Origin of the sequence: Bradyrhizobium uaiense, from assembly GCF_010811875.1 — a bacterium.
Classification (GTDB): domain Bacteria; phylum Pseudomonadota; class Alphaproteobacteria; order Rhizobiales; family Xanthobacteraceae; genus Bradyrhizobium; species Bradyrhizobium uaiense.
This window is the reverse complement of the sequence record NZ_VKHP01000045.1, coordinates 19,321-45,765: the sequence shown is the minus strand read 5'-3', so window position 1 is coordinate 45,765 and position 26,445 is coordinate 19,321. Positions and strand designations below refer to the sequence as shown.

The 26,445-nt window shown below is 64.2% G+C and carries 22 protein-coding genes; 8 read left to right on the top strand and 14 right to left on the bottom strand.

Going from position 1 to position 26,445, the window contains the following annotated elements:
* Positions 1–157 precede the first annotated feature (157 nt).
* A complete protein-coding gene (locus FNJ47_RS50500; RefSeq protein WP_163153880.1) occupies positions 158–349 on the top strand; it encodes a DUF1993 family protein in 192 nt (63 codons plus the stop codon).
* On the opposite strand, the gene FNJ47_RS51190 is transcribed toward FNJ47_RS50500, so the two are convergent.
* The 7 genes from FNJ47_RS51190 to FNJ47_RS13810 form a co-directional block, all read right to left on the bottom strand.
* Complete coding sequence (locus FNJ47_RS51190) at positions 346–993, bottom strand: hypothetical protein (RefSeq protein ID WP_235999870.1); 648 nt, start codon at positions 991–993, stop codon at positions 346–348. The genes FNJ47_RS50500 and FNJ47_RS51190 overlap by 4 nt on opposite strands.
* A gap of 105 nt (positions 994–1,098) precedes the next feature.
* Positions 1,099–2,523: an amidase gene (locus FNJ47_RS13835; protein ID WP_163153866.1), complete on the bottom strand. Its 1,425-nt coding sequence runs from the start codon at positions 2,521–2,523 to the stop codon at positions 1,099–1,101.
* Between the two features lie 70 nt (positions 2,524–2,593).
* Positions 2,594–3,583 (bottom strand): hydroxyacid dehydrogenase, encoded by a 990-nt coding sequence (locus tag FNJ47_RS13830; RefSeq protein WP_163153864.1) that lies wholly within the window; start codon positions 3,581–3,583, stop codon positions 2,594–2,596.
* Positions 3,584–3,612: 29 nt separating this feature from the next.
* On the bottom strand, positions 3,613–4,713 hold the full coding sequence (locus FNJ47_RS13825; protein WP_163153862.1) for an ABC transporter ATP-binding protein: 1,101 nt from the start codon (positions 4,711–4,713) through the stop codon (positions 3,613–3,615).
* Positions 4,714–4,733: 20 nt separating this feature from the next.
* On the bottom strand, positions 4,734–5,645 hold the full coding sequence (locus FNJ47_RS13820) for a carbohydrate ABC transporter permease (protein ID WP_163153860.1): 912 nt from the start codon (positions 5,643–5,645) through the stop codon (positions 4,734–4,736).
* Positions 5,645–6,583 carry a carbohydrate ABC transporter permease gene (locus FNJ47_RS13815; RefSeq protein WP_163153858.1) on the bottom strand — a complete coding sequence of 313 codons (939 nt, stop codon included), beginning with the start codon at positions 6,581–6,583 and terminating at the stop codon, positions 5,645–5,647. The genes FNJ47_RS13820 and FNJ47_RS13815 overlap by 1 nt, the downstream gene beginning before the upstream one ends.
* A 117-nt stretch (positions 6,584–6,700) precedes the next feature.
* Entirely contained in the window at positions 6,701–8,041 is a 1,341-nt protein-coding gene (locus FNJ47_RS13810; protein ID WP_163153856.1) for an ABC transporter substrate-binding protein, read from the bottom strand.
* 449 nt (positions 8,042–8,490) lie between these two features.
* On the opposite strand from FNJ47_RS13810, the gene FNJ47_RS13805 reads away from it, so the two are divergent.
* Positions 8,491–9,249, top strand: coding sequence for a Spy/CpxP family protein refolding chaperone (locus FNJ47_RS13805; RefSeq protein WP_430649377.1), 759 nt, complete (start codon positions 8,491–8,493; stop codon positions 9,247–9,249).
* Between the two features lie 226 nt (positions 9,250–9,475).
* Here the strand turns inward: FNJ47_RS13805 and FNJ47_RS13800 are convergent, their stop codons facing one another.
* Genes FNJ47_RS13800 through FNJ47_RS13790 form a run of 3 tightly spaced genes read right to left on the bottom strand, consistent with a single transcriptional unit; the run spans position 9,476 to position 12,522 of the window.
* Positions 9,476–9,877, bottom strand: a complete 402-nt coding sequence (locus tag FNJ47_RS13800; RefSeq protein WP_163153854.1) for a VOC family protein — start codon at positions 9,875–9,877, stop codon at positions 9,476–9,478.
* Positions 9,878–9,916: 39 nt separating this feature from the next.
* Positions 9,917–11,104: an acyl-CoA dehydrogenase family protein gene (locus tag FNJ47_RS13795; RefSeq protein WP_163153853.1), complete on the bottom strand. Its 1,188-nt coding sequence runs from the start codon at positions 11,102–11,104 to the stop codon at positions 9,917–9,919.
* Between the two features lie 11 nt (positions 11,105–11,115).
* Positions 11,116–12,522: an MFS transporter gene (locus FNJ47_RS13790; protein ID WP_163153851.1), complete on the bottom strand. Its 1,407-nt coding sequence runs from the start codon at positions 12,520–12,522 to the stop codon at positions 11,116–11,118.
* Positions 12,523–12,789: 267 nt separating this feature from the next.
* Here FNJ47_RS13790 and FNJ47_RS13785 point away from each other — a divergent pair, with 267 nt between their 5' ends.
* Together FNJ47_RS13785 and FNJ47_RS13780 are read left to right on the top strand one after the other, a co-directional pair.
* Positions 12,790–13,041 carry a PilZ domain-containing protein gene (locus FNJ47_RS13785; RefSeq protein WP_163153849.1) on the top strand — a complete coding sequence of 84 codons (252 nt, stop codon included), beginning with the start codon at positions 12,790–12,792 and terminating at the stop codon, positions 13,039–13,041.
* A 78-nt stretch (positions 13,042–13,119) separates the two neighbouring features.
* Positions 13,120–13,851, top strand: coding sequence for an adenylate/guanylate cyclase domain-containing protein (locus FNJ47_RS13780; RefSeq protein ID WP_163153847.1), 732 nt, complete (start codon positions 13,120–13,122; stop codon positions 13,849–13,851).
* Positions 13,852–13,997: 146 nt separating this feature from the next.
* Here the strand turns inward: FNJ47_RS13780 and FNJ47_RS13775 are convergent, their stop codons facing one another.
* Positions 13,998–16,067, bottom strand: a complete 2,070-nt coding sequence (locus FNJ47_RS13775; protein WP_163153845.1) for a UvrD-helicase domain-containing protein — start codon at positions 16,065–16,067, stop codon at positions 13,998–14,000.
* Between the two features lie 112 nt (positions 16,068–16,179).
* Between FNJ47_RS13775 and FNJ47_RS13770 the strand changes: the two genes are divergently transcribed.
* Positions 16,180–16,437 (top strand): hypothetical protein, encoded by a 258-nt coding sequence (locus FNJ47_RS13770; protein ID WP_163153843.1) that lies wholly within the window; start codon positions 16,180–16,182, stop codon positions 16,435–16,437.
* Positions 16,438–16,597: 160 nt separating this feature from the next.
* On the opposite strand, the gene FNJ47_RS13765 is transcribed toward FNJ47_RS13770, so the two are convergent.
* Positions 16,598–16,852 (bottom strand): hypothetical protein, encoded by a 255-nt coding sequence (locus tag FNJ47_RS13765; RefSeq protein ID WP_163153841.1) that lies wholly within the window; start codon positions 16,850–16,852, stop codon positions 16,598–16,600.
* 124 nt (positions 16,853–16,976) lie between these two features.
* Positions 16,977–17,171, bottom strand: coding sequence for a DUF3072 domain-containing protein (locus FNJ47_RS13760; protein ID WP_229186532.1), 195 nt, complete (start codon positions 17,169–17,171; stop codon positions 16,977–16,979).
* Between the two features lie 67 nt (positions 17,172–17,238).
* On the opposite strand from FNJ47_RS13760, the gene FNJ47_RS13755 reads away from it, so the two are divergent.
* Together FNJ47_RS13755 and FNJ47_RS13750 are read left to right on the top strand one after the other, a co-directional pair.
* Complete coding sequence (locus FNJ47_RS13755; protein WP_163153802.1) at positions 17,239–17,544, top strand: hypothetical protein; 306 nt, start codon at positions 17,239–17,241, stop codon at positions 17,542–17,544.
* Between the two features lie 131 nt (positions 17,545–17,675).
* Complete coding sequence (locus tag FNJ47_RS13750; RefSeq protein ID WP_163153839.1) at positions 17,676–17,894, top strand: hypothetical protein; 219 nt, start codon at positions 17,676–17,678, stop codon at positions 17,892–17,894.
* A gap of 15 nt (positions 17,895–17,909) precedes the next feature.
* Here FNJ47_RS13750 and FNJ47_RS13745 read toward each other — a convergent pair whose 3' ends face one another.
* On the bottom strand, positions 17,910–19,868 hold the full coding sequence (locus tag FNJ47_RS13745) for a PAS domain S-box protein (RefSeq protein WP_163153837.1): 1,959 nt from the start codon (positions 19,866–19,868) through the stop codon (positions 17,910–17,912).
* A 380-nt stretch (positions 19,869–20,248) separates the two neighbouring features.
* Here FNJ47_RS13745 and FNJ47_RS13740 point away from each other — a divergent pair, with 380 nt between their 5' ends.
* Positions 20,249–26,431, top strand: a complete 6,183-nt coding sequence (locus FNJ47_RS13740; RefSeq protein WP_163153872.1) for a HAMP domain-containing protein — start codon at positions 20,249–20,251, stop codon at positions 26,429–26,431.
* The last annotated feature ends 14 nt before the right edge of the window (positions 26,432–26,445 follow it).

Sequence of the window (26,445 nt, the reverse complement as noted above, 5' to 3'; positions counted from 1 at the left end):
AGCCGTCGAGCCTATACGGCGCGCCCGCGCCGGAGCGGCCGTTTTCCCAGGAGGTCGGCCGCGATCCCGGCCATCGGCGCATCAGCTACACCGACAAGTCGCCGGATTGCGGCCACGATTGATTTCGCGCAGAGCCTGCCGCGGGAGGTGATCGACGCTGCCGCCGACAGGGACGTCACATTCACGTTCCGGAGCGACCAGGCTGTTCACGGGCAAGTCCCTGATCCTGACCTTCAGCGTCCCGCAGTTCTTCTTTCACGTCGCAACGGCCTACGACATCCTGCGTCATGCCGGCGTCGATCTCGCGAAGAAGGACTTCCTCGGACCGCCGCGGCAGCCGCAGGATTAGGCCTCGTTGCGGTCCTTGCTCGCCTGAAGGGCGGTCGCGGTGCGGCTGATGATCTCGTGCCTGAACTGCTCGAAGCGCCGCCGCGCTTCCGCTTCGCGATCGTCGACGAATTTGATTGCGGCGTCCCTGTCCATCGGGCCGTTGACCAGCGGGGTCGACCCTTCACCGACGGTCTCGTCGACGAAGTATTCGGCGCCGTCCTCGCGCACCGTCCAGCGGAAGCGCAGCGCGGCCATCGGACCCGGGCCGGACTTTGAATAGCCGTTGGCCTCGATCGGTTGGGGCGGCTGGATCGGCTCCGGCTCGCTCGGCTCCGGTTCGTCCACTTCCGGTTCGACCGCTTCCAGCTCCGGCTCGTTGAGCTCGGCCTGTTCGATCTCCGGCTCGGCCTGTTCGAGCGGCGGCGGCTCGATCGCCGTCGGTTCGGCCTCAACGGAAACCGCCTCGACAGCAGCGACCGTGATGGAAGTGGGCAGAGGCGGTGGCATTGCAATGGAGGCCGGCGGCTCCTGAGCGGGCTCGGCTGCCTTGTCCGCCGTCTTGTCGGACGACTTGTCGGCCGATTTGGCCGTCTCGGGAGGTGTCGTCGTCTGATCGAGAATGCTCGCAATCGCAGCGAGCGCATTGTCGGTCGGATCACTCACGGTTCGGTCTCCCAGGCACGACGCCAGCGGAATCGCGCCGACGCCCTTTCTATCTACCTGATCTGACTACCCTTTGTCAGCCCGGCGCTTCTGCTCCGGCGCAGCCTAAGCGCAGACCGGCGGACGCCGGTCCTTCCAGGGGCGGACCTGCTCGAGCTGGCCGGCGAGGCGGAACAGCAGCCCTTCCTCGCCGAGCTTGGCGGCGAACATCATGCCGAGCGGCAATCCGGCCTTGTTCCAGGCGAGCGGCACCGACATCGCCGGTTGGCCGGACATGTTGAACATCGAGGTGCCCGGCATGTAGCGACGCAGGACAGGCGCAATGTGGGTCAGGTCCTCTGACATCGTGTTCAGCTCGCCGAGGCGGAGCGGCGGCGCGCACAGCGTCGGGCTGAGGAAGATGTCGCAACCTTCGAAGAACGTCGCGAGCCCGCGCGAGATCTGGAATGCCGCCAGCTGCGCGGCGACGTAATCCGCCGGTGTCATCTTCACCGAATTCTCCGCGCTCGCCAGCGTCAGGCGCTCGACGTCGTCGGAGGTCAGTCTGCGCCCGACGCGCTGCTCGAGCAGCCGCACCGTCAGCGCCGTGTTGCCGCCGACGATCGTCGTCATGGTTGCTGCGGGATCGGCCGCAAGCGGCGGCGCGCGCTCCTCGACATGATGGCCGAGGCCCGCCAGCAGCTTGGCAATGTCACGGACCGCCGCGGCGATCTCGGGATCAATCGCGTCGCCATACGGCGACTTGTCGGTGAAGCTGATGCGCAGATGGCCGGGATCGCGGCCGACCTCCTGGGAAAACGGCCGCTCCGGCGCGGGCGCGACGTAGAGGCTCGACGGCTCAGGCCCATGGATCGCGTCCATCATGACCGCACTATCGCGGACGCTGATGCTGAGCACGTGGCCGACAGAGAAACCGCCCCAGCCTTCGCCGCGGTCGGGACCGCAGGGGTTGCGGGCACGCGTCGGCTTCATGCCGAACACGCCGGAGGCGGAGGCGGGGATCCGGATCGAGCCGCCGCCGTCGCTGGCGTGCGCGACGGGCAGGATGCGCGCTGCGACCGCGGCACCCGCGCCGCCGGACGAGCCGCCGGAGGAATGTTCGAGATTCCAGGGATTGCGGGTCGGGCCGAACAGACGGGATTCCGTCGTCGGCATCAGGCCGAATTCCGGGCTTGCGCTCTTGCCGAAGATCGCAAGGCCGGCATCGAGAAAGCGCTGGGCCAGCGTGCCGTTGTGGTCGGCGACGAAGTCCTTCAGCAGGCTGGCGCCCGACGTGGTGCGGGTGCCTTCGAGCAGATCGAGGTCCTTCAGCAGGAACGGCACGCCGGTCAACGGACCGTCGGGCAACCCCTTGGCGATCTGACGCTCGGCGTAATCGTAATGCTTGACGACGACGGCGTTGATCTTCGGATCGACCGCGGCAGTGCGCGCGATCGCCTCCTCGAGCAGCTCCTTTGGCGTCACGTCCTTCTTGCGGACGAGCTCCGCAAGTCCGACCGCGTCATAGTTGCCGAATTCCTTGAAAGCCATGTGCATGCTCCGCATCGCCGGGGCCGATCTTGGGGTGTCGGCCACGGCGCAATTGAGGACGGCTGAAAGCTCAGCCGAGGACGTCCTGGTTGATCACATTCTGGCGCAGCGGATTGCCGTCCAGCACGCTCAGGATATTGCGCGCGGTCTGCTCGCTCATGCGATCGACCGCCTCGACCGTCACGCCCGCAACATGCGGGGCCATGATCACGTTGGGCAGGGCGTGCAACGGCTGGCCGACCGGCGGCGGTTCGACCTCGAACACGTCGAGGCCGGCGCCGGCGAGCTTGCCCGACACCAGCGCGTCGTGCAGCGCGTTCTCGTCGACGATGCCGCCACGCGCGGTGTTGATGAGATAGGCGGTCGGCTTCATCAGCCTGATCCGCGCCGCGTTGAACAGGCCGACCGTTTCGGGATTCTTCGGGCAATGGATCGTGACGAAATCCGCCCGCGGCAGCGCCGCCTCCAAGCTCGGCACGGCCTCACAGCCGGCCGCGGTGATCTCGCTGGCGGGCTTGTAGGGGTCGTACACCAACACATTCATTTCCATCGCAAGGCAGCGCTTGGCGGTGCGGGTGCCGATGCGGCCGAAGCCCACGATCAGGACGGTCTTGCCGTAGAGATCGAACGGCAGCACACCGAGCCGGCTCGCCCAGGTGCCGTCCTTGACCACCGCGTGCATTTCCTGCGCGCGCTTGGCCAGCGTCAGCATCATGAACAGGGCTTGTTCGGCGACCGACGGCGAGTTCGCGGTGCCTGCGACCATCAGCGGCACCTTGCGGCGGGACAGTGCCGGAACGTCGACGGCGTCGTAACCGACGCCGATCCGGGTCACCACCAACATGCCCTTGGAGGCCTCAAGCTCAGCTTCGCCGAAGCGGGTCGCACCGAGCGCGACGCCATGGACCGGCGCATGCTGTTCGAGCATGACCTGAAAATCCTTGGCCGAGATCAGGTTGGGAAATTCGATGAGTTCTACGTCGTCCCGCTCGTTGAGGAGCACCCGCGCCCCCGGAGACAGAGTCTGGGTGATGAAGATCTTCTTCTTGTTGGTGGCCATTTCCTGCCCTTGAGGTTTCTTGTGCGCCGTCAAAGGACGGCGCCGGTCACCTCGTTTAGCAAATGCATATTGTTGAGGTCCACTGCCAATCGGAGCGGGCTGCCATCCTGCGCGCCGGCGTTGGGACTGACCCGACCGCAGACCTGGCTGCCCTCGAGCGTGAAATAGACCAGGGTCTCCATGCCCATCGGCTCGGTGACGTCGAGCATCGCATCGAACGGCTCGACGCCGGGCTCAGCATGCGGCCGCGCCTCCATGACATGCTCGGGCCGGATGCCCAGCAGAAGCTTGTCGGTGCGGGAGAGTGCCTGGTAGCGGGCGGCGCGTGCCGGCGGCAGCGTGAAGGCGAGGCGATCCGTCAGCCGCACGTTGAGCTTGCCTGCGGCGTCCTCGAGCCGGCAGGGTACGAAATTCATCGCCGGCGAGCCGATGAAGCTCGCGACGAACTTGGTCGCCGGCTTGTGATAGAGCTCGTTGGGCGTACCGATCTGCTCAATCCTGCCGTGGTTCATCACCACCACGCGGTCGGCCAGCGTCATCGCCTCGACCTGATCGTGGGTGACGTAGACTGTCGTGGTGCGGACTTTCTGGTGCACCTTCTTGATCTCGATCCGCATCTGCACGCGCAGCTTGGCATCGAGGTTGGACAGCGGCTCGTCGAACAGGAACACCTTCGGATTGCGCACGATTGCGCGGCCCATCGCGACGCGCTGGCGCTGGCCGCCGGAGAGCTGCTTCGGCTTGCGGTCGATCAGGTCGGTGATATCGAGCATGCGGGCGGCTTCGGTCACCCGGCTCTTGATCTCTGCCTTGGGATAGTTCTTCAGCCGCAGCCCGAACGACATGTTCTCCGCGACGGTCATGTGCGGATACAGCGCATAGTTCTGGAACACCATCGCGATGTCGCGGTCTTTCGGCGGCACGTCGTTGACGACGTCGCCGCCGATCATGATGTCGCCGTCGGAAATGTCTTCGAGGCCGGCGATCATCCGCAGCGTCGTCGACTTGCCGCAGCCGCTCGGCCCGACCAGCACCACGAACTCATGGTCGGCGATATCGAGGTCGATGCCGCGCACCGCCTCGACCTCGTCGTAACGCTTCACCACCTTGCGCAAACTCACGTCGGCCATGAATCCTACCTTTGTCGCGTTCAACCTTTTGTCGCACCGGCGGTCAGGCCGGCAATGTAGTAGTCCATCAGGAAGGCGTAGATGATCAGGGGCGGCGCGGCGCCGAGCAGGGCGCCAGTCATGATCTGTCCCCAGTTGAAGACATCACCCTTGATCAGGGTCGTGATGATGCCGACCGGCAGCACGAGCTGGTCGGTCGAGGTCGTGAACACCAGCGGATAGAGGAACTGGGCCCAAGAGACGGTGAAGGCGAAGATCGTCGCCGCGATCAGGCCGGGCAATGCGACCGGGATGAAGATCCGGGTCAGCGTCTGGAACCAGCTCGCGCCGTCGATGATCGCGGCCTCGTCGAGCTCCTTCGGGATCGAGGCGAAATAGCCGATCATGATCCAGGTGCAGAACGGCACCGTCAGCGTCGGATAGATGAACAGCAGCACGTACCAGCGATTGACGAGCTGGATGCCGGTCAGGTCGCCGAACACCGCGAACATCTTGAACAGCGGAATGAACAGCAGGCTGTCCGGAATGAGATAGGTGAGGAATACGCCGGTTGCGAGCGTCGCCGAACCCCAGAACTTCATCCGCGCCAGCGCAAAGGCTGCCGGCACGCTGATCAGCATCGTGACGGTGACCACGATGATCGAGACCCAGGCCGAATTCCAGAAGAAGCGCAGGAACTGGTTCGACGTCAGGAGCTGGATGTAATTCTCGAGGGTGGGTTGGTGCACCCACCACGGATTGGTCGCCGCCGAAATCTCCGCGCTGCCCTTCAGCGACGTGATCAACATGTAGAATGGCGGCGTCAGCGAGAAAATCGCAAACAGCGTCAGGAAGAAATAGGACCAGCGCAATGCCCAGGTCCGGTCGCGGCTCATGCTGCCGTATTTGACCTTGCGGGTCGGCCCGGACTTGTCGATCGTCATCGTGCTCATCAGGATTCGTTCCCGCGTTTGGTGATGTCGCGCAGGATGAAGATCGCCGCGACCGCGAGGATCGGCACCATGAACAGCGAGACGCTGGCGCCGAGTGGAATATCGCTGCCCTCGATGCCGACACGGAACGCCCATGTCGCGAAGATGTGGGTGTGGTCGAGCGGCCCGCCCGCAGTGAGGATGCGCACGATGTCGAAATTGGCGAAAGTGACGATCAGCGAGAACAGCGTGGTGATCGCGATGATGTTGCGCATCATCGGCAGCGTCACATACCAGATGCGCTGCCACCAATTGGCGCCGTCGATCGCGGCCGCCTCATAGAGCTGCTCGGGCACCGATTTCAAGGCTGCCAGATACATGATCATGAAGAACGGCGCGCCGTACCAGACGTTGACCAGGATCACCGAGAAACGCGCCCACATCGCGTCGCCGGTCCACGGGATCGGTCCGATGCCGAAGAACGACAGCGTGTAGTTGAAGGCGCTGTAGGAGGGGTCGAACAGCCACAACCAGGCCAGCGTGCTCATGGCCGGCGGGATCACCCATGGCACGAGCAGCATGCCGCGCCATTTGCGTTGCTTGTTGGCGGGCACATTGTGCACGAAATGCGCGACGATGAAGCCGATCAGGGCTTTGAAGATCACCGCCGAGATCGCGAAAATGCAGGATTGCTTGACCACCAGCCAGAAGGTGTCGCGCTTGAATAGAAACTCGAAATTGCCGAAGCCGACGAACTTCGTCATCGCCTTATTCAGCGTCGCGAGGTGCACCGAGTAGAGGGCCGGATAGATCACCAGCACGGCGATCAGGAGGATCAACGGCAGCGTCATCAGGAACGCGGACATCGACTTGCGCCGCAGCGCGTTGCGCAGGCCGACGCGCCGTCGCCCCGCCTGGGCTGCAGCTGTGCGGTTGGATTGAAATGCGACATCAACCATAACGCAGGTCCCTCGCGCGGGTTGGTTGCACAGCTCGCCGGCTCGGCGTCCGTGATGTGAAGACGGGACCCCGCGCGGCCGGCACGATCGGCGGCCGCGCGCGAACCCGTCCGCTCGTCAGCTTCGCATGAAGCCTTCGCACTCGCCCTCGGCCCAGGCGAGCGTCTTTTCCATGCTTTCACCCTGATAGTATCGCAGACACATCTTGGTCAGGGTGGCCTGGAAGTAGATCTGCTGGGCGACCTTGGGCGGCGCAGGCGAGGCGGCAATCGACAGCGTCTGGTGCTTGTAGGGGTTCGGGTAGTGATAGAGCGTGCCCTTCGGCGGCCCTTGCTCCTCCCAGACCTTCAGCGTCGTCAGCTTCTCGTAGGCCGGCAGGTCGTAGCCGCCGCTCGCGACCACCATCTTCTCGATCGATGCTGGTTGCGACAGGAAGGACAGCAGGCTCTTGGCCGCCTCCTTGTTCTTCGAGAACGACCAGATCGACCAGAAGAACGGCAAATAGGGGGCGAAGCGTCCCTTCGGCCCGGCCGGGAACCCATGGGTCCAACATTGCTCGGCGATTTGCGGAGCATCGCGCTTGGCGACCGCCCAAGCGCTCGGCGGATTCATGATCATGGCGCCCTTGCCGGCGACCAGCCACTTGTTGTTGGAGGCATCGTCCCAGGCGGCAACATCGGGCGGCAGGAAGGCGAGCAGCTTCTTGTAGAACTCGAGCGACTGGCGCACCGCGTCGGTCTTGACGGTGAGGTCGCCCTTGGCGTCGACCAGCTGCGCACCGAACGACTGGAAGATCGCGCCGGCGGTGTCGACACTGTCGCTGGTTTCGCCGAGGCCGATGCCGAACGGGAAGCCGGCCTTGTGGCAGGCTTCAGCCGCCTTGAGGAACGTATCGAGGGTCCAGTTATCAGCCTTCGGCGGGCTTCCGGCCGGATACATCTCCTGGACATCGATGCCGGCGTGCTTCTTCATCAGGTCGATGCGGGAGCAGGGCCCCTTGATCTGGCTGCCGACGCTGGCGGGAACGCCGAGCCATTTGCCGTCGGCCTGGCCGAGATACTTCACCGTGCCGTTGACCTCGCCGTTCAGCTTGATGAGCGGGTCCATGATGTCATTGACGGGCTCGAGCAGTTCCGCATTGGCCTGTGGCCACCATGTCGGCATCTGGAAAATATCGTGACCGGATTTCGCCTGCGCTTCGGCGGCGATGGTGACGATGTTCTTGTTGCCCTGGCTGGTGATGTAGTCGATCTGGACCTCGACCTTTTCCTTGGCGGCCCACTCGTTGACGAGCTCGGTGGACGCACTGTTCGCGCCTGGCACCCAGTGATCCCAGAAGCCCATCGAGAGCTTTCCGGCTGCATATGCGCCACGAACGTAGGGGGCTGTAATCAAAGCGGCCGATGACAGCGCTGTCGCTGCAACGAATTCTCGGCGTGAAAGCTTCTTCCGTGACATGGCGATCCCTCCCTGGCAGCCGACGGACAAAGACTTTGCATCCCGTTGTTGTTTTGTGCGTCGCGTTCGCGCGGCGTCGCGGGATTTCGTTGGCACCGATCAGAACAGAATTGCCGGCTGCTGTCGAGAAACGAGATGCTTGTGCCACGTAGTACTAACGTTGTGGTCAAATCGCAGGCAGCGTCGTCGGCGTCATCGTGATTGCAGGCCGTTTGCAGGCTTCGTGCGCTCATGCTGCGACGCACGCAAAATTTGGCGCGGACACCTTCGCAGACGGTGCGCGGTTGAGCCGCAGGTCTCCGGTCAACCCCGGCCGAGTTGTGTTCCGTCATGTTGATGCCCGGCCCGACCGATAGACTTGCGGAAGCCGGAAACGATAAAGTCCGGATTCGTCGAACCTACCCCTGCCTCAAATTCTGCAATCCACCATCGATCATGGAGACCCGATCATGCTCATCCCGGTAGCGAAGCTGCGAGCGCAATGGAGATTGTGCGTCGCGGTTGGGGCCGCCACCATCACGCTGCTCGCCATGCCTCATCTGGTCGATGCGCAGATCGTGCAGGGCGTCGAAAAGGGCGCGCGCGAGGGCAACAAGGCCGCCGGACCGGTCGGCGGCGTTCTTGGCGGAGCGATCGGCGGCGTTGTTGGGGTGGTGACCGGTGTGACCGGGGTGTTCACCGGCAACAATGCCAACAACGCCAACCCGAATGCCGGCAGCGGCAAGAACGCACAGACGCCGGCGCCCGGCGACAAGCAGGGCGCCAAGGCCACCAAATCGGCCAAGGCCGCCGCCAAGGACAAGGGCGCCAAGCAGGCACCGGCCGTGCTGACCCAGGCGGGCGCACCGCAACTCACCGCCGAACAGATCGTCGCCAACAGCGACGCCAACATCGAGCGGATCAAGAAGGAACTCAATCTGACGCCGGAGCAGGAGAAGAATTGGGCCGGCTTCAACAGTGCGATGCACTATCTCGGCCACAATGGCGCCGACCGGCTCAACCTGCGCATCGCGCGGGCGCAACGCGATCCACCTGACGACATCATCGAGCAGATGCGCAACGAGGCCCAGTTCCTCAACGACCGCGCGGGCGACCAGCGCAGCGTTGCCGACGCAGCCGAGCCGCTCTTTGCGAGCCTGGACGACAAGCAGAAACAAGTCTTCATCAACGAAATGGTCCGCCTCAGCCACGAACGCGGGCTCGACTAGAGCCGTTTCCGTTCCGATCGTCGGCGAAGTGGGGACGAATAGCCGGGCCACCATGCCCTGGGGTAGGTTAAAGGCGCAGCACCCGGCTATTCTGCCGCAGCGGCGCGGCCCGGTTAATTCGTCATTCAATGTTGAAGAAAAACGGACCGGATCACGCCCGAGTGATGGCCGAGTCAGGGCCATGTCGGGAACCAGTTTGGCGAAATGAAAAATGGCCGATGCTGGCTCAGCTCTTCGGGAAGTTCAGCTCCACACCGACCCCATCGGGATCGTAGAGGAAGATCTGGGTGTCGCCGGTGCGCGGCACGATCTGCTCGCGGAACGTGACGTTCTTCGACTGCAGGCGTTTGCGCACGCCTTCGACGTCGGTGGCGGCAAAGGCAATATGGTCGAGGCGGCCGGTGTCCTCATATTTCTTCTCGGTGCCGCGCACGACGATGCCGTCGCGCGGCTTGCGAGTGCCCATTAAATGGACAGTGGCCTGGCCTCCGGAATAAAGCCAGTAGCCGGGGAAATCGAGCGGCGGCCGATCGCCGTTCTCGAGCCCGAGCACGTCGCAATAGAACTCCTTGGTCTTTTCCAGATCCTGCGGCTCGATGGTGAAATGCTGTAGTCCGCCCAATGGCATGGTTCTTCTCCTTGAGAAATCGCGTTAGAGCGCCGGGCGCTAGACGAAGCTCAGGTCGGCATCGACGCCGAGCATCCAGGCGCCGACGGTCTCGAAATGACTGAAGCGGCCCTGCAATTGCTGGGTCACGGTGTGGATGTCGCGGAAGCGCCGTTCCAGCGGATGGCCGTCGAAGATCGCGGTGGCACCGGCCGTGTTGTAGGCGAAGTCGACCGCTTCCCGCGCCTTGTGGATGGCGTGCGTCGCGGCCACCCGGATCGTCATGCGCTGCGCGACCGTGATGCTGTGGCCTGCGACCAGATCCTTCCAGATGTCGGCCATCGACTGCAGCAGGAAGGCGCGGGCGGCACGCAGATTGACCTCGGCCTGGGCAAGGCCGGACTGCACCACCGCATTGTCGCGCAGCGTCTTCGCCATGCCGCGCGGCACCTTGTTGCGGGCGACGTCGACGAAATTGTCCAGCGCGCTGCGGGCAATGCCGCAGGCGACCCCGGCGAATCCGATCTGATAGCAGGTGTGGTTACTCATCCGGTATAGCGGACCGTTCTCACGGCACTCGCGGTCGAATTCCCGGGTGATCGAGCGGTCCGCGCGGACGAAGAAGTCGTTCAGCGCGAACTGGTCGCTGGCGGTGCCGCGCAGCCCGACCGTGTTCCAGATGTCGGTCCATTCGACGTCCTCGGTTCGCACCAGCATGGTGCGCTCGACTTGCTCGCCGTTGGTGTCGCGGCGGGGCGAGCCATCGACGGCATAGATCGGGCAGTGCGCACCGAGCCAGGTGGCGTGCCGCCCGCCCGAGGCAAACGACCAGACGCCGGTCACGCAGTAGCCGCCCTCGCATTCGATCGCCTTGACCCTGGGGCCGGGGCCCCAGGCCAGCACGGCGCGCGGGTCGGCAAACACCTCCTGAGCGACCGGCAGGTCCAGATAGGCCGCCGACATCGCACAGCCGCCGGCCTGGCTCAAGCACCAGGCCGTCGAGGCATCGGCTTTGGCGATGGTCTCGATGGCATGGAAGAAGGTGACGGGATCGGTCTCGATCCCGTCGGTCGAACGCGGCAGCAGCAGGCGGAACAGCCGCGCCTCGTGCAGCCGGTCGAGCAGATCGGGCGGCAGGCGTCGCGTCGTCTCGATCTCGGTGGAGGCGGCAGCCACCGCGTCCCTGATCGCCTCGGCGCGGGCGATCACCTCGCGATCGCCTGCAAGATCGGCTGAAGTGACGCTCATGTCCGCCTCCCTCAGGCGCGCCGGATGGTTGCGGAGGCCGCGACGTCAACCGTCGCGCTGAGCTCCCTGTCGATCTGCTCGATCGACTTGCCGCGGGTCTCGATCCCGAAGAAGAAATAGACGGCACCCGCCATCAGGAACCAGCAGCCGAGATAGACGAAGGCGGTCGGGATCTGGGTCAGCGGCACATCCGGCTTGAGGTAGTTGTTCGAGCCGACGATCAGGGCGAGCCCGACCGGCCCGATGATCTTGCCGATGCCGCCGAAGCCATAGGCCGACCCCATGCCCGTGGTGCGCAGATGCGACGGCCAGACCTCCGCGGCATAGGGCCCGACGATCGCAAAGCCGCCGTCGGCGAAGAAGAAGGCGGCCCCAAGCAGCAGCCAGAATGCCGACATGCCGAACAGCGTCGCGTCGTAGTGATAGCCGGCGACGATCGTCAGCGCGCCGGCGCCGAAGCCGAGCAGGCCGCCGGCGACACGTCGTCCCAGCAGCTCCGAGAACCACGAGAACGAGATCCGGCCAAGGAAGCCGGTGATGCTGAGCAGGATCATCATCTTGGCGGCCTCCTGCGGCGTAACCTTCAGGAGCAGCACGAACAGCGCCGGCGCCCACAGCGTGATGCCGTAGACGCCGGTCTGCGCGCCGGCATTGCCGAGCCAGGAGACGACCAGGCTGCGCGGATATTTGAACAGGTCGAACCAGCTGGTCTTGACGATCGGGCCGGCGTCGGCCGCGCTCGGCAAGGGCAGGTCGGACGGCGGCACCTGCAAGGCCCAGGCGAGCGACTTGCGGGCTTCGTCATAGCGTCCTTGGCGGCACAGCCAGCGCGGCGATTCCGGAACCCAGAGCCGGACCAGCAGCACCAGAACCGACGGCAGCACGCCGATCGCGAACAGCAGCCGCCACTGATCGGTACCCATGATCGCTCCCAGCACTGCGCCGAGGCCGACGCCGAGCGGGATCACGCAGGTGACGAGCCCGCCGACCCAACCGCGCTTGTGCGAGGGCATGAATTCCTGCACCAGCGGCAGGTCGACACAATAAAGCCCGCCGACGCCGGTGCCGACGAAGAAACGCAGGATCGCCAGATAGACCCAGCCATTGTCGGGGGTGAAATAGAGCAGACCGGTCGCGATCGAGAAGTTCAGCACCGTGCCGATGAAGACGATGCGGCGCCCGACCCGGTCGGCGAGCCAGCCCCAGAGATAGGCGCCGAGGATGGCGCCGATACCGGAGCTCATCAGCACGGTGGCCGACTGGCCGAAGGTGAGCTTCCATGGCCCGATCAGGAACGCGAGCACAAAGCCGATCAGGAAGTAGTCGAAGAATTCCAGCGCATCGCCGATGATGGCCGCCGCAAGGATCTTGATCTGGTTGCCGGTCAGAGTCGTCCGGCGATCGAGAATCTCGAACATGGCGCGTCTCCCCATGGCGCCTGTTCATTATTGTTCGGAGCGTGCGTCGCGCCAGCGCATCGCTCGTCGGGTGAGGCTATCCTCGCGCCGTCGCGAACGGCAAGCCCGCGCCGACGCGGGGCTCATCTGCACGGACGCGATAAGCAATTCGGCCTACTGCTGCGCACAAATGGTGGTGCGAAAGCCCGGCGTGAGCCGGGGGAGCCGTTGACTCCTGCAATGCCGATCGCCCACGTTTGCCCCGAACAAAGCTGGGGAGCAGGCTGAGTGGACGAAAAGCGCAGGCATCCGCGAACCGAGGTCAATGAACCCGGCTATGTCTCGTCGGGTGGTTCGGTCATGCACTGCACGATCGTGAACATATCATCGGAAGGGGCGGCCATCGAGGTCGAGAATCCGGCCTTCGTCCCGCATCGTTTCCGCCTGATGATGGCCCGCGACGCCTCGGTCGTCTACGAGTGTCAGGTGATCTGGAGCAAGAAGACGCGGATTGGACTAAGCTTCGTGACGACCGCCTGAGCAATCGATGGGGACGCCCATGATCGACCGTACCAGGGGTGCCCGGGTTTTGTTTCTGCAACAGCAGGCGATACGCCGATGACTCCGGAACCTGCAACGATCTGCCTCGGCTGCTGGCAAAACCTGCACATGCCGATTCCGCTGCGCGGCCCCTTGTCGGCGCCGTTCCGCCTGTTCGGTGTCCGGCCGAGCCGCATGAACCCGAACGTGTGCACGATCTGCGAGATGGCCTTCTCGAAGATCATGAAAGCGCGCGCCGTGACCATCGACGCCACCATCCTGTTCGCCGATCTGCGCGGCTACACCACACTGACACAGACCATCGCGCAGGACGGGCTGACCTCGCTGCTCGATGCGTTTTACGACGACTGCGCCGCCGCGATCTGGCGCTATGACGGCATTCTCAACAAGACGATCGGCGACGCCGTGTTCGCGATCTTCAATTTTCCGGTGCGGCGCGACGACCATGCCGCGCAGGCCTTGCTGGCGGCGCGCGACATCCAGCGGCGCTTTCACGACAGGCACGACGCGCTGGTGCGGGCGATCGGCGCGGGCGACATCGAGCTCGGCATCGGAATCGGGATGGATAGCGGTGACACCAATTTCGGTGAGTTCGGTCAGGCCCATCGCGACCTGACCGCGGTCGGCACCGTGGTCAATCGCGCGGCACGCGCCCAGGCGATCGCAAAGTCGGGCGAGATCCTGGTCACATCAACCGTGCGGGATCGAACCGGCGACATGGTCACGGCAGCCGGTTCCGACTACATGCTGAAGGGCTTCGCCCAGCCCGTCACGCTGTTTCCCGCGTGAATTGACGCGGCGCAAAAAAGACGGCTCCAGCGCGGAACACCGCGCCGAAGCCGTCTGGGATGGTCGTTTGCCGATTACGAACGCCGCGTCAACGCCGGGCCGGCAGCTTCGTTCCCGCCCGCATGCAGAAATCCTTCGGACCGGCGTCAGCGCCACATCCCGCGCATTCGGGCGCCGATGTCGATCGGCGGCGCGCGGCTGGCGGAGGCGGCCTGTGCGGCCGCGGCGCGCGGCCACGTGGTCCGCTCGAACATCGGCAGCAACCGTTCCGGGATGAAGCGGGTGCGCGAGGCGTACATGTGGCGGTCGCCCTTGGCGGCCTGGCCGTGGACGAAAAAGCGCTGCGGCACCAGCAGATGCAGATCGTCCTTGGCGCGGGTCATGGCGACATAGAGCAGGCGGCGCTCCTCCTCGAGTTCCGCCGATGTGCCGGCGCCGAGATCGGAGGGCATGCAGCCGTCGACGACGTTGAGCACGTAAACCGATTTCCATTCCTGGCCCTTGGCGGAATGGATCGTCGACAGGATCAGGTAATCCTCGTCGAGCAGCGGCACACCGGCCTGGTCGCTGGTGGCATCAGGCGGATCGAGCGTGAGCTCGGTGAGGAAGCGTTCGCGTGACGGATAGCCGGCAGCGATCTGCTCCAGCTGAATGAGGTCGGCGCGGCGGACCTCGCTGTCCTCATGGATGCGATCGAGATGCGGCTCGTACCATAGCCGCGCGCGCTCAATGTCGACCGGCCATTCCGAATAGCGGAGGTTCTCGATGGCCTCGACGAACAGCCGCCAATCGGCGCCGGCGCGCGGCGGGGCGGGCAGCGCGGCAAGCGCGGCAATCGGATCGGCGGCCTCGGTCATGTGGTCGAGCACGCGCTGCGCCGAGGCTGGCCCGACGCCGGGCAACAGATGCAGGATGCGAAAGCCTGCGACCCGATCGCGGGGATTGGCGGTGAAGCGCAACAGTGCCAGCATGTCCTTGACATGCGCGGCGTCGAGGAATTTAAGCCCGCCGAATTTCACGAAAGGAATGTTGCGGCGGGTCAGCTCGACCTCGAGCGGTCCGCTGTGCGAGGAGGTGCGGAACAGCACCGCTTGGTGCTTCAACAGCGCGCCTTCCTCCCGATTGGCCAGCACCTGCTCGACGATATAACGGGCTTGATCGGCCTCGTCGCGGATCGTGACCAGCAGCGGCTTGCGGGTCGAGGTCCGGTCGGTCCACAGGTTCTTGGTGAACCGTTCCTTGGCCAGCGAGATCACGCCATTGGCGGCCGCCAGGATCGGCTGCGTCGAGCGGTAGTTGCGGTCGAGTGTGACGATCTCGGCGGGCGGGCTGAATTGGCTCGGGAAGTCGAGGATGTTGCGCACGGTGGCGGCGCGGAACGAATAGATCGACTGCGCATCGTCGCCGACCACGGTGAGCCCGCGTCCCGCCGGCTTAAGCGCCAGCAGGATGGAGGACTGCAGGCGGTTGGTGTCCTGATATTCATCGACCATCACATGGTCGAAGCGGCCGCCGATCTCTTCGGCCAGCGCAATGTCGGTCACCATCTGCGCCCAGTAGAGCAGGAGGTCGTCGTAATCGAGCACGTTCTGCCGCTGCTTGGCTTCGACATAGGCCGCGAACAGTTGCTTCAATTCACCGGCCCAGCCGGAGCACCAAGGGAAGAACTGGCCGAGCACGGCTTCGATCGGCATCTCCGCGTTCACGCAACGCGAATAGATCGCAAGGCAAGTGCCTTTGGTGGGGAACCGGCTTTCGGTGCGCGAGAAACCGAGGTCGTGGCGGACCAGGTTCATCAGATCGGCGGAATCCTCCCGATCATGGATCGTGAAGGCCGGGTCGAGCGCGATACGTTCGGCGAATTCGCGGAGCAGCCGCGCGCCGATGCCGTGGAAGGTGCCGGCCCAGTTCAGCGCATCGGTCATGACGGAGGCGCGGTCACCGAGCACGCGGCGCGCGATGCGCTCGACGCGGCCGGCCATTTCCGCCGCGGCGCGCCGCGAAAAAGTCATCAACAGGATGCGGCGCGGATCTGCGCCAGCGACGATCAGATGCGCGACGCGATGGGCGAGGGTGTTGGTCTTGCCGGAGCCTGCGCCCGCAATCACCAGCAGCGGCGCGCCGACAATGCCGTCTTGGCCGACGCCGTGCTCGACGGCGCGGCGCTGCTCGGAATTGAGCGCATCGAGATAGGCTGTGTTGGCAAGATCAGGCACGAATCACCCCCACGAAACGCTAACAGACATTGCGATTCAGTGGAGCCGACACGCCCTGGCGTGAGCCGAGAAATTAGATTGACATTAGCGCGGCGCGGAGCACAACCGCGCCATGGGTGACGTATCAAAATCCGACACGCCGCTGAAGGCGACATTCAAGGTGCGGCTCAACGGCGAGACCGTGACGCTGGCGACCGTTGGCCAGGCCTATCGCTTCATCAGCAATCTCAGCGCCGTCGAATGGATGGAGTTCCGCGCACTGCATGACGACGCGGTTGCTGCGCTGGAGCTGGCGGCTGGCAACGCCATGCTGACGGTGCAGGCAACCAACGCGTTGCGGGTGCTGTTCGTCAGGGCAAAACTGCTCTGAAAAAAGAAGTGGGCCGCCTTGGCCCTCCAAGGCGGCCCGAGAGTGCGGCCGAGCGCATTGCGCACCAGCCGTCGCGTGTACCGCCGTTACCTTGTTTGCGGCCATAACGAACAGGCCGTACGAAACCGCCGCCGATTCGGCTGTAGCTGCTGCACCACAATCACGTGCCGACGTCGTCGACGAGCCGGTCATATACGAGGGCGGAGCGCATGTTCATCGTTGCGATCTTCAGATAGCCGGGTTCGCGCATGGCGTTGTTGAACATCATGATCGCCGTCTTCCAGTAGCCGCGCTCGCGTTGATCCACGTTCAGCGCGGACAAATAGTCCGCCGCATCGCCGACAGTTGCGAGCGTTCGGCCGTCCTTCAGCGTGATCGGGAACGCAAGCGGCGATCGCTTCTCCAGCTCCAGCACGTAAGGCTCCCCCAGGACCAAGCAGCAATAAGACAAAGCGGCAATAAGCAACAACAGGAACAGAACTAGCTGCGCCGCTATATCAAAGCCTTAAAGGGCTGTCCGGCCCGGTCGGGTACGGGGGTCAGAAAGAATCCGCCAGCGCGATCTCGGCCTTCAGGGCATCGATGCGCCGCTCGGCTTCCTCGGACGTCAGGTCACCCGCGAACTGGTTCGGCTGATAGGCCTCCTCGGCAAGGCTCCTCAACCGCAACGCCTGCGCACGGGTCATCAGTCCGCCAAAGCGTTCCGCAACCCCGCCAAATCTCACCGCTGCCATGCCCATCGCTCACCTCGCTTGCTGGATCGTGACTTGACAATATGTTCTATTTTTGTTCTAACAAGGCATGGACAACAAGATCAATGAAATTCGTCGGAAGATCAGCACCTTGCGGGCCGAAATGACGCTGGTCGAGGCGTCGATCCGGGACCAGGTCAACCGCGACCTCGATTGCAGCGAAGCGTCGTACCGGCTGATGGCGATGCGCGCCGAAGTGGCCGAGCTGATCGGTCGCTGGAAGGCTGCGGGCGGCGGCGACCATCTTCCGACGGTTCGGGAGCGGCTGAGCCGAGGCTACGGGGATCGCCCCGTTGCGGCTGTCAAGCCGGACAAGGCCAGGCCCAGGCCGGGCCACAGCAGCGCCAGAGCGTGATGCGGCCCGTTGGCCGAAGGACGGGCTAGCAGATCGCCTCGGGCTCAAATCAGGTTTCAGGGCGGGAACCCGAGCCGCAGGATCTGCATTTTCTTGTGGTGAGAGCCAACACTATAGCATCGCCCAGCGCCATGATCGCCGATCCGACCGCGCCACCGCGGGTATCGATGAATGACGATCGCAGCCCGTTGCTGACGCTGATCTCCTGCATCAGCTGCGTCAGGACGATGCGGCTTGAGAGCAGCTCTCCGGGCAGTGAGGGCAGGGACATCCTTCAATACCGCTGCGAACAATGCAGCCGCATCGAACGGGTGCAATTGGTGCGGCGGACCTGGCCGGCGGACCGTTAGCCCCTCGATTTGAATTTACGAACGCGCTCTCGCTTTTCTGTGCGCTTCATCTGCTGGGGAATCGATCTCGCTCGACGCGTGTTCAGATCGTTGCCCGGTCAGCTTCGACAGTTCGCGGCTGAGGTCGTGAATGTGGTACGGCTTGCGCAGGACCGGAAAGTCGGATCGCACGTCGCGTGCACTCTCGCTGTAGCCTGTCGTCAGCAGGATTGGCAGCGCTGGCTTCCTGTGCCGGATCGCGCGCGCCAACTTCAGCCCATCCATCTTGCCGGGCATGACGATGTCGCTGAACACCACATCGATCCCGTTGGCGTCGATTTCCGATAAGGCAACTTCTGCGTTGGACGCCCAGCGCACCGTGTAGCCGAGCTGTTCGAGCAGGCCCGTGCTGGCATCCGCGACGGCGGGGTTGTCCTCGATCAGCAGGACGGTTGCGGAGCCGCGCACGCTGTGACCTTCGGTCGTATCCGTTGCGTCCGCCGTCCCGCGCGGGAGGTAGATGCTGACCTTCGTGCCCTTGCCGAGCGTGCTGGCAATTTCGATCCGGCCGTCGGCCTGGTGCGCAAAGCCGTGGACCTGGGACAGTCCGAGGCCGGTCCCTTTGCCAACGGGTTTGGTGGTGAAAAACGGGTCGAAGACCTTGCTCAGCACATCCTGCGGGATGCCTTCGCCGGTATCGACTACGTCGACGGCGACCTCGGTGGTTGCGGGTACGTTTCGGGCCGAGACAGTCAGCGTACCGCCATTGGCCATCGCGTCCCGGGCATTGACGACGAGGTTGATCAGCGCGGTCTCAAACTCGTTCGGGTCGACGAAGACCGGCCAGAGATCCGGCTGAATATCGATGTCCAGCCTGATCGCGCCGCCGAGCGCGCTGCTCAGGACCTCACGGACCGCCGTGATCCGCTCAGCGACATCGACGGTCTGCGGGTTGACGCTCTGGCGGCGCGCGAAGGTGAGCAGTTGACTGGTCAGGGACGCTGCGCGCTCGGATGCGGTTTCGATCGCGCTCAGGGCGAGCCGGCCGCGCTCGCTCGTCACCTCGCGCCTGATCCGGTGCAGATTGCCGGAAATGATCATCAGGAGATTGTTGAAGTCGTGCGCGACGCCGCCGGTCAATTGGCCGAGCGCATCCATCTTCTGCGATTCCGCCAGCTGTCGCTGCACCTGTTCGAGCTTCTGCTGCGCCTCGCGCCGCTCGGAAATGTCCCGCGTGATCTTGGCAAAACCGACCAGGTTGCCGTCGCTGTCGCGGATCGGATCGATCACGACGCTGGCCCAGAAGAACGAGCCATCCTTGCGGACCCGCCAGCCTTCCTCCACATAGTGCCCTGTCTCTTCCGCGATCTTGAGCGCGCGGGCCGGCTTTCCGGCGGCCTGGTCGGCCGGCGTATAGAACCGCGCGAAGCTCTGGCCGATGATTTCGCCCGGTGAATAGCCCTTGATGCGTTCGCCGCCGGCGTTCCAGTTGGCGACGATGCCGGCCGGCGTCAGCATGTACAGCGCGTAGTCCGTGACGTTGCTCACCAGCAGTCGGAACTGGCTTTCGCTGGCCTCGAGATCGGCGCGCGCCTGCCGCCGCTCGGTCACGTCGCGGGTGACCATCGCGTAGCCGACCAGCTTGCGCTTCTCGTAGATCGGATCGATGACGACCGAGGCGAAGAATTGCGATCCGTCTTTGCGGACGCACCAGCCCTCGGCCGCGGCGTGCTTCTCCTTCCGCGCCAGCTGCAGTGCCTTCGCGGGAATGTCCGATGCGCGATCCTCTTCAGGGTAGAAGACCGAGAAGTGCTTGCCGAGAACTGCCTTGGCCGGATAGCCGGTGATGCGCTCGGCGCCCTTGTTCCAATGGATCACCCGCCCATCGGGGCCGAGCGTGCAAATCGCATAGTCGATCGCCCCTCCGGCCAGCAGCCGGAACCTGCGTTCGCTCTCGAAAATGCCTCGTTTGAGCTGATCTGATTTTTTAACCATCGCAAGTCCTGCCAACGCCGGAACGCTCCGGGAGGGCCAATGTTCCAATAGAGTCTTGGCAACCAAGCAATACGAACGGCTTACGCCAGTCGGGAAAGAGTTCCAATCCACATTGGAACCTTTAGTTCCATCCGCGATTAAGCTACTCGGTTTGCGTCACAAATCGCGGTTTTGGCGTTTTCCCGCTTGAATCAATCAAGGGCAGTCATTCTTATGGTCACACTGGCTTTTCCGAGTCCCTGGATTCGTAGCCGGCGCGTAGGGGAAATTACATGACCGATCTCGGTTCGCCGCCTCGTCCCCGCGCTGATACACGCCGCGCCCAGTCATCGAATAGAAGCCTCGATTCCTCGCATGATCTGCTGCAGTCGCTGCAGGCGATGCGCGGCGGCGATTTCTCGGTCCGCATGCGCGGCGACTATCTCGGTATCGACGGCAAGATCGCGGATGCCTTCAATGAAATCGCAGCCGCCAACGAGCGTATGGCGCAGCAATTGGCGCGCGTCGGACAAGTGGTCGGCCGCGAAGGACAGACCCGCCAGCGCGTCAATTTCGGTCTCGCCAGCGGCGCCTGGGCCGATATGGAAAGTTCGGTCAACACCCTGATCGACGATCTCTTGTGGCCGACCCGCGAAGTCACCCGCGCGGTGGCGGCGGTGGCACAGGGCGATCTGCTGCAAACCGTGCAGCTCGACGTCGAGGGCAGGCCGCTGCGCGGCGAATTCCTGCAGTCGGCGAACATCGTCAACACGATGATCAAGCAGCTCTCGGTGTTTACCTCCGAGGTCACGCGCGTTGCCCGCGAAGTCGGCACCGAGGGCAAGCTCGGCGGCCAGGCCCAGGTGCCGGAAGTGACCGGCGTCTGGAAGGACCTGACCGAGAGCGTCAACTCGATGGCCAACAATTTGACCGGCCAGGTCCGCAACATCGCCGAGGTGACGATCGCGGTCGCCAACGGCGACTTGTCCAAGAAGATCACGGTCGACGTCCGCGGCGAGATCCTGCAGCTGAAGGAGGCCATCAACACGATGGTCGATCAGCTGCGTTCGTTTGCGTCGGAAGTGACGCGCGTGGCCCGCGAGGTCGGAACCGACGGCAAGCTCGGCGGCCAGGCGATCGTGCCCGGCGTCGCCGGCACCTGGAAGGACCTGACCGACTCGGTGAACGCGATGTGCGGCAACCTGACCGCCCAGGTCCGCAACATCGCCAACGTGACCACGGCCGTGGCGCGCGGCGACCTGTCGCGCAAGATCACCGTCGACGTCAGCGGCGAGATCCTCGAGCTGAAGGACACCATCAACACGATGGTGGACCAGCTCAACTCGTTCGCCTCGGAAGTGACGCGCGTGGCGCGCGAGGTCGGCACCGAAGGCAAGCTCGGCGGTCAGGCTCAGGTGCCCGGCGTCGCCGGCACCTGGAAGGATTTGACCGACAACGTCAACTTCATGGCCTCGAACCTGACCGCGCAGGTTCGCAACATCGCCGACGTCGCGACCGCGATCGCCGGCGGCGACCTGTCGAAGAAGATTACGGTGAACGTGTCGGGCGAAATCCTTCAGCTGAAGGAAACGCTCAACACCATGGTGGACCAGCTCAACGCCTTCGCCTCGGAAGTGACGCGCGTGGCGCGCGAGGTCGGCACCGAAGGCAAGCTCGGCGGCCAGGCCAACGTGCTCGGCGTTGCCGGCACCTGGAAGGACCTCACCGACAACGTCAACTTCATGGCCTCGAACCTGACCGCGCAGGTCCGTAATATCGCGGGCGTCACCACCGCGGTCGCCAATGGCGACCTGTCGAAGAAGATCACGGTGGACGTGCGCGGCGAGATCCTCGAGCTGAAGGACACCATCAACACGATGGTGGACCAGCTCAACGCCTTCGCCGGCGAAGTGACGCGCGTGGCGCGCGAGGTCGGCACCGAAGGCAAGCTCGGCGGCCAGGCCGAGGTGCGCGGCGTCGCCGGTACGTGGAAAGACCTTACCGACAGCGTCAACTCGATGGCGTCGAACCTGACCGCGCAGGTCCGCAATATCGCCGAGGTCGCGACTGCGGTCGCGAAGGGCGACCTGTCGAAGAAGATCACCGTGAACGTGTCGGGCGAAATCCTTCAGCTGAAGGAAACGCTCAACACGATGGTGGACCAGCTCAACGCATTCGCCGGCGAAGTGACGCGCGTGGCGCGCGAGGTCGGCACCGACGGCAAGCTCGGCGGCCAGGCCGAAGTGCCCGGCGTCGCCGGCACGTGGAAAGACCTGACCGACAGCGTCAACTCGATGGCCGGCAATCTGACGGCGCAGGTCCGCAACATCGCAGAGGTCGCGACCGCGATCGCCGGCGGCGACCTGTCGCGCAAGATCACGGTCGACGTCCGCGGCGAGATCCTTCAGCTGAAGGAAACCCTGAACACGATGGTCGACCAGCTCAACCGCTTCGCGGGTGAGGTGACGCGCGTGGCGCGCGAGGTCGGCACCGACGGCAGCCTCGGCGGCCAGGCCAACGTGCCCGGCGTCGCCGGCACCTGGAAGGACCTCACCGACAACGTCAACTCGATGGCCGGCAATCTGACCGCCCAGGTCCGCAACATCGCCGAGGTGACGACCGCTGTGGCGCGCGGCGACCTGTCTCGCAAGATCACCGTCGACGTGAAGGGCGAAATTCTCGAGCTGAAGAACACCATCAACACGATGGTCGATCAGCTCAACGCGTTCGCCGGCGAAGTGACGCGTGTCGCGCGCGAAGTCGGCACCGAAGGCAAGCTCGGCGGCCAAGCCGAAGTGCCCGGCGTCGCCGGCACCTGGAAGGACCTCACCGACAACGTTAACTTCATGGCATCCAACCTGACCGCACAGGTCCGCAACATCGCCGAGGTGGCGAGCGCGATCGCCGGCGGCGACCTCTCGAAGAAGATCACGGTGGACGTGCGCGGCGAGATCCTGCTGCTCAAGGACACCCTGAACACGATGGTCGAACAGCTGCGCTCATTCGCTGCCGAAGTGACGCGCGTGGCGCGCGAGGTCGGTACCGAAGGGCGGCTCGGCGGCCAGGCCGTGGTGCCCGGCGTCGGCGGCACCTGGAAGGACCTGACCGACAACGTCAACCTGCTGGCCGCGAACCTGACCACCCAGGTCCGCAACATCGCGGAAGTCACGACCGCCGTGGCGCGCGGCGACCTCTCGCGCAAGATCACGGTCGACGTGAAGGGCGAAATCCTCGAGCTGAAGAACACCATCAACACGATGGTGGACCAGCTCAACGCCTTCGCCGGCGAGGTGACGCGCGTCGCGCGCGAAGTCGGCACCGAGGGCAAGCTCGGCGGCCAGGCCGAGGTGCGCGGTGTCGCCGGCACCTGGAAGGACCTGACCGACACCGTCAACGTCATGGCGGCGAACCTGACCGAGCAGGTGCGTGGCATCGTCAAGGTGGTGACCGCTGTCGCCAACGGCGACCTGAAGCAAAACCTCACAGTGAAGTCGAAGGGCGAGGTGGCCGCGCTCGCCGACACCATCAACAACATGACCGAGACGCTCGCGACCTTCGCTGAACAGGTCACCAGCGTGGCGCGCGAAGTCGGCGTCGAAGGACGATTGGGCGGTCAGGCCAACGTGCCCGGCACCGAAGGCACCTGGAAGGACCTCACCGGCAACGTCAATTTGCTGGCGGCCAACCTGACCTCGCAGGTGCGCGCGATCGCGGAAGTGGCGACCGCGGTGACCAAGGGCGACCTGACGCGCTCGATCCAGGTCGACGTGCGCGGCGAAGTCGCGGAGCTCAAGGACAACATCAACACGATGATCGGCAACCTCCGTCTCACCACGGAGCGCAACACGGAGCAGGACTGGCTGAAGACCAACCTGGCGCGGTTCACCAACATGCTGCAGGGTCAGCGCGATCTCGCGACCGTCGGCCGCCTGCTGCTGACCGAACTTGCGCCGCTGATCAACGCGCATATGGGCGTGATCTACCAGGTCGACAATCCCGAGAATGCGCAGCTGCGTCTGCTGTCGGCCTATGCCAGCGACAGCAGCAATCCGCATCCGCAAATCGTCCAGTTCGGCGAGGGACTAATCGGCCAGTGCGCGCTCGACAAGCGCCAGCGCCTGGTCTCGGACATTCCCGGCGATGCGGTGCCGATCAATTCGGCGCTGATGCGGATCATGCCGAAGAACCTCGTCGTATTCCCGGTGCTGTTCGAAAACCAGGTCAAGGCGGTGATCGAGTTGTCCTCGATCTCGTCGTTTACGACCTCGCAGATTACGTTCCTCGAACAGCTGACCGACAGCATCGGCATCGTGCTCAACAGCATCGAGGCGACGATGCAGACCGAGGCCTTCCTCAAGCAGTCGCAGACACTCGCCGGCGAGCTTCAGGCCCAGCAGAGGGAATTGCAGCAGACCAACGATCAGCTCGAGCAGAAGGCCCAGCAGCTTGCCGAGCGCAATGTCGACGTCGAACGCAAGAACCAGGAAATCGAGCAGGCCCGCCGCGCGCTGGAAGAGAAGGCGACCGAACTGTCGCTGACCTCGAAGTACAAGTCCGAATTCCTCGCCAACATGTCGCACGAGCTGCGGACGCCGCTGAACTCGATCCTGATCCTGGGCCAGCAGCTCACCGAGAATCCGGACGGCAATCTAACCGGCAGGCAGGTCGAGTTCGCCCGCACCATTCATGGTGCCGGCACCGACCTGTTGAACCTGATCAGCGACATCCTCGATCTATCCAAGATCGAGTCCGGTACCGTGACTGTCGATGCCGAGGAAATTCTGACCTCGAGCCTGCTCGAGACCGTTGGACGTCCGTTCCGGCATGAGGCGGAGAACCGGCATCTCTCCTTCAGCATCGATGTCGACGCCAACCTTGCGCGCAGCATGGTCACCGACTCCAAGCGGTTGCAGCAGGTGCTGAAGAATCTGCTGTCGAACGCGTTCAAGTTCACCGCGGATGGCGGCGTCAGCCTCACCGTGTCGGCGGCGCTCGGCGGCTGGAGCGCCGAGCATCCGATCCTCAATGCGGCGCCTGCCGTCGTGGCATTCGAAGTCTCCGATACCGGCATCGGCATTCCCCAGGAGAAGCAGAAGCTGATCTTCGAGGCGTTCCAGCAGGCCGATGCCGGCACCAGCCGCAAATATGGCGGTACCGGTCTTGGCCTTGCCATCAGCCGCGAGTTGGCGGGCCTGCTCGGCGGCGAGATCCATCTGCGTAGCGCGCCGAGCAAGGGCTCGACCTTTACGCTCTATCTGCCGCTGAAATATGCTGGACCGTCGGTAGCGCTGCGTCCGCAAACCCAGCCGATACAGATGCCGCAGACCTCGGCACCGTCGCTGCAGGCATCGGGCACGCAGGAACGTGTGACCGAGCAGCTTCCGGACGACCGGCTCGATCTCGAGCCCGGCGACACCATCCTGTTGATCGTCGAGGACGACCCGCATTACGCACGGGTGTTGATCGATCTGGCGCGCGACAAAGGCTTCAAGGTGTTGGTCGCAAGCCGCGGCGCCGAGGCGCTTGATCTTGCGAAGCAGTTCCAGCCGAGCGCAGTCTCGCTCGACGTCTTCCTGCCCGACATGCTGGGCTGGACCGTGCTGAGCCAGCTCAAGCACAATCCGTTGACCCGTCACATTCCGGTCCAGATCATCACCCTCGACGAGGATCGCCAACACGCGTTGGCGCGCGGCGCGTTCTCTTTCGTCAACAAGCCGACCACGACGGAAGGCGTCAGCGCGGCGCTGTCGCAGATCAAGGAATATGCCAGGCCACGCCGCAAGCGCCTGCTGATCGTGGAAGACAATGCGGCCGAGCAGCTCAGCATCACCGAACTGCTCGGGCATGAGGATATCGAAATCGTGACCAGCGGCACCGGAGCGGGGGCGCTCGCAACGCTGCGCGAAAATCCCTGCGACTGCGTCGTGCTCGACTTGCGCCTGCCCGACATGAGCGGCTTCGAGGTGCTCGATCAGATCCGCAAGGACGAGACGCTGTCCAGTATTCCCGTTGTCGTGTTTACCGGCCGGGAACTTTCGGCGGAGGAAGACGCGGAACTGCACACGATGGCGCGCAGCATCGTCGTCAAGGGTGTGGAGTCGCCGGAGCGGCTGCTCGACGAAACGTCACTGTTCCTGCACCGTGTGATCACGGAATTGCCCGTCGAAAAGCAGAGGATGCTGGAGAAGCTCAACAGTTCCGATGAGGATCTGATCGGCAAGACCGCGCTCCTTGTCGACGACGACGCCCGCAACATCTTCGCGCTGTCGAGCGTGCTGGAGCGGCGAGGTATGAAGGTGTTGACTGCGACAACCGGTCACGAGGCGATCTCGCTGGTCGAATCCAATCCGAAGATTGCGATCGTGCTGATGGACATCATGATGCCGCAGATGGACGGTTACCAGACCATCGGCGCCATCCGGCAAAATCCCGCCTTTGCGCGGCTGCCGATCATCGCGCTGACCGCGAAGGCGATGAAAGGCGACCGCGAGAAATGCCTGGAGGCAGGCGCGTCCGACTATCTGGCGAAACCCGTGAACACCGAACAACTGCTGCTGGCGATCCGCATGTGGCTGCACCGCTGATCGGCGATCGAACA

Coding starts and splice junctions, on each gene's coding strand:
- FNJ47_RS13795 (WP_163153853.1), bottom strand. CDS start 11,104: ATGAGCGTCACTTCAGCCGATCTTGCAGGCGATCGCGAGGTGATCGCC.
- FNJ47_RS13800 (WP_163153854.1), bottom strand. CDS start 9,877: ATGCCATTGGGCGGACTACAGCATTTCACCATCGAGCCGCAGGATCTG.
- FNJ47_RS13740 (WP_163153872.1), top strand. CDS start 20,249: ATGCGCGGCGGCGATTTCTCGGTCCGCATGCGCGGCGACTATCTCGGT.
- FNJ47_RS13830 (WP_163153864.1), bottom strand. CDS start 3,583: ATGGCCACCAACAAGAAGAAGATCTTCATCACCCAGACTCTGTCTCCG.
- FNJ47_RS13835 (WP_163153866.1), bottom strand. CDS start 2,523: ATGGCTTTCAAGGAATTCGGCAACTATGACGCGGTCGGACTTGCGGAG.
- FNJ47_RS13770 (WP_163153843.1), top strand. CDS start 16,180: ATGGGTGACGTATCAAAATCCGACACGCCGCTGAAGGCGACATTCAAG.
- FNJ47_RS13810 (WP_163153856.1), bottom strand. CDS start 8,041: ATGTCACGGAAGAAGCTTTCACGCCGAGAATTCGTTGCAGCGACAGCG.
- FNJ47_RS13745 (WP_163153837.1), bottom strand. CDS start 19,868: ATGGTTAAAAAATCAGATCAGCTCAAACGAGGCATTTTCGAGAGCGAA.
- FNJ47_RS13790 (WP_163153851.1), bottom strand. CDS start 12,522: ATGTTCGAGATTCTCGATCGCCGGACGACTCTGACCGGCAACCAGATC.
- FNJ47_RS13815 (WP_163153858.1), bottom strand. CDS start 6,583: ATGGTTGATGTCGCATTTCAATCCAACCGCACAGCTGCAGCCCAGGCG.
- FNJ47_RS13805 (WP_430649377.1), top strand. CDS start 8,491: ATGCTCATCCCGGTAGCGAAGCTGCGAGCGCAATGGAGATTGTGCGTC.
- FNJ47_RS13825 (WP_163153862.1), bottom strand. CDS start 4,713: ATGGCCGACGTGAGTTTGCGCAAGGTGGTGAAGCGTTACGACGAGGTC.
- FNJ47_RS13820 (WP_163153860.1), bottom strand. CDS start 5,645: ATGAGCACGATGACGATCGACAAGTCCGGGCCGACCCGCAAGGTCAAA.
- FNJ47_RS13755 (WP_163153802.1), top strand. CDS start 17,239: ATGGACAACAAGATCAATGAAATTCGTCGGAAGATCAGCACCTTGCGG.
- FNJ47_RS13750 (WP_163153839.1), top strand. CDS start 17,676: ATGATCGCCGATCCGACCGCGCCACCGCGGGTATCGATGAATGACGAT.
- FNJ47_RS13760 (WP_229186532.1), bottom strand. CDS start 17,171: ATGGCAGCGGTGAGATTTGGCGGGGTTGCGGAACGCTTTGGCGGACTG.
- FNJ47_RS13780 (WP_163153847.1), top strand. CDS start 13,120: ATGACTCCGGAACCTGCAACGATCTGCCTCGGCTGCTGGCAAAACCTG.